Origin of the sequence: Pseudomonas spirodelae (genome assembly GCF_034653255.1) — a bacterium.
GTDB classification, from domain to species: domain Bacteria; phylum Pseudomonadota; class Gammaproteobacteria; order Pseudomonadales; family Pseudomonadaceae; genus Aquipseudomonas; species Aquipseudomonas spirodelae.
Window position 1 is genome coordinate 1 of the sequence record NZ_JAYEET010000069.1, and the last position, 1,673, is coordinate 1,673.

General features: G+C 60.4%; 1 protein-coding gene. It reads right to left on the minus strand.

Annotated features, from left to right (window positions below; translation table 11 throughout):
- Window positions 1–36 precede the first annotated feature (36 nt).
- A protein-coding gene (locus SOP97_RS20245; protein WP_236299687.1) for an IS3 family transposase occupies window positions 37–1,589 on the minus strand; the annotation gives its coding sequence in 2 pieces (ribosomal slippage) (window positions 37–1,127 and window positions 1,127–1,589; 1,554 coding nt in all).
- Window positions 1,590–1,673 lie beyond the last annotated feature (84 nt).

A 1,673-nucleotide genomic window follows, 5' to 3' on the forward strand; every position in this document is an offset into this window, starting at 1 on the left:
GCGTTTTGCAAGGTAGTTGTCGCGTCAGCCGTGTTTTTAAGCTGCTATTTTCAGTGCCGGCTGCTCCCTTTCCGGGTTGAGTGTGACGGTGCCGATTGGTTGCCAATTTCGCGTTGCACCTGACCAGCGATGCGGGTGTTTAAAACGGGCTTGCTGATACAGCACATGACGCTTGGCCAGCACCTCTTGATCCTCTCCACGATGGCGCTGCGCCGGGGTCACGAAGCGGATGCGGCTGTGGCGGTGCTCATGGTTGTACCAGCGGATAAAGTCGCGCACCCAGCTGCGTGCTGCGTCCAAATCGGCAAAGCCATCCTGCGGCCATTGCGGGCAGTATTTCAGGGTTCTAAACAGCGATTCTGAGTAGGGATTGTCGTTGCTCACCCGCGGTCGTCCGCGCGAGGGGGTGATGCCCAGATCGTACAACTTGCTCAGCAGTGTCACCGATTTCATCGGCGCGCCGTTGTCCGAGTGCAGCACCAAGGGTTGGCCCACGCAGCGCTCGCCGAGCACGGTACGCTGCATCAGTTCGGCCGCACGCTCGCCGCTTTCTTGCTCGTAAACCTCCCAGCCCACGGCCTTGCGGCTGTAGATGTCCTCGATCAAATACAGGTAGTAATACTGCCCGCGCACCGGCGATTGCAGATAGGTGATGTCCCATGACCAGACCTGGTTACTCTTCGTTGCACTGTGCGTGGTCGGCGCGGCGTGCCTCTGCGGCGCATGGCTGCGGCCGCGTTGGTGCTGCTGATCGGCGGCCTTGAGGACACGGTAAAAGGTGGCCTCTGAGGCCAGGTAACGGCCTTGGTCGGCCAGCCTTGGCACGATCTGGCTCGGCGGCAAGCTGGCGAATGGCGGGCTGTTGCACACCTCCAGAATGGCGCGGCGCTCATCAGGACTCAGGGCGTTGAGCGGCCGTGGACGTAGCGTGGTCGTGCGCTCATCGGCCTGTATAACAGGCATCAGCGCCCAGCGTTGCAGGCTGCGCAGCGACAGGCCAATCTCTGCGCAGGCCACCGCCTTGCGCGCGCCAGAGGCGACGGCATGGTTAAAGCGTTCAACGAGTTGTTGCCGTTCTGGCAGCGAGGTCAAACGTCCTCGCTGTCGTTTCCCCAGAAGGCATTCATCTTTTTTCTCAGTACCAATATGGCGGCGGTTTCCGCCAGCGCCTTGTCCTTGCGCCGCAACTCGCGCTCCAGTTCGGTAATGCGTTTCTTGTCGGCCCGTGCTTGATCTCGCTCTGCCTTGAGCTGCGCTTTGGCGGACATCTGGCCCGTGATGCAGGCTTGGCGCCACGCGCTGATTTGCTCGGGGTACAAGCCCTTGCTGCGGCAGTATTCGCTGAGCTCGATCTCGCTCAAGGCAGCGGCATGTAGCACAGCCGCAAACTTAGCTTCGGCCGGCCAGTCATCGGCGTTGTTCTTGTCTCCGGGCACTACCGCGCCTCCTGCTTTGAGCTTTGTGCGCCAAGCATACAGGGTGGCTTGGGAGATGCCTTCTTGGCGCGACAACTCGGCCACGGACATGTTTTGCGGCGGCAGTAATTTACGGATAAGGGCCGCTTTACGCTCAGGTGAATAGCTCGACATTACAGCTCTCTTTGACGCCCCCGATCTATCGTTTTGATAAATCAGCTCAGGCGACAACTAGCCTGACACCGGGGGGGTCTTGGG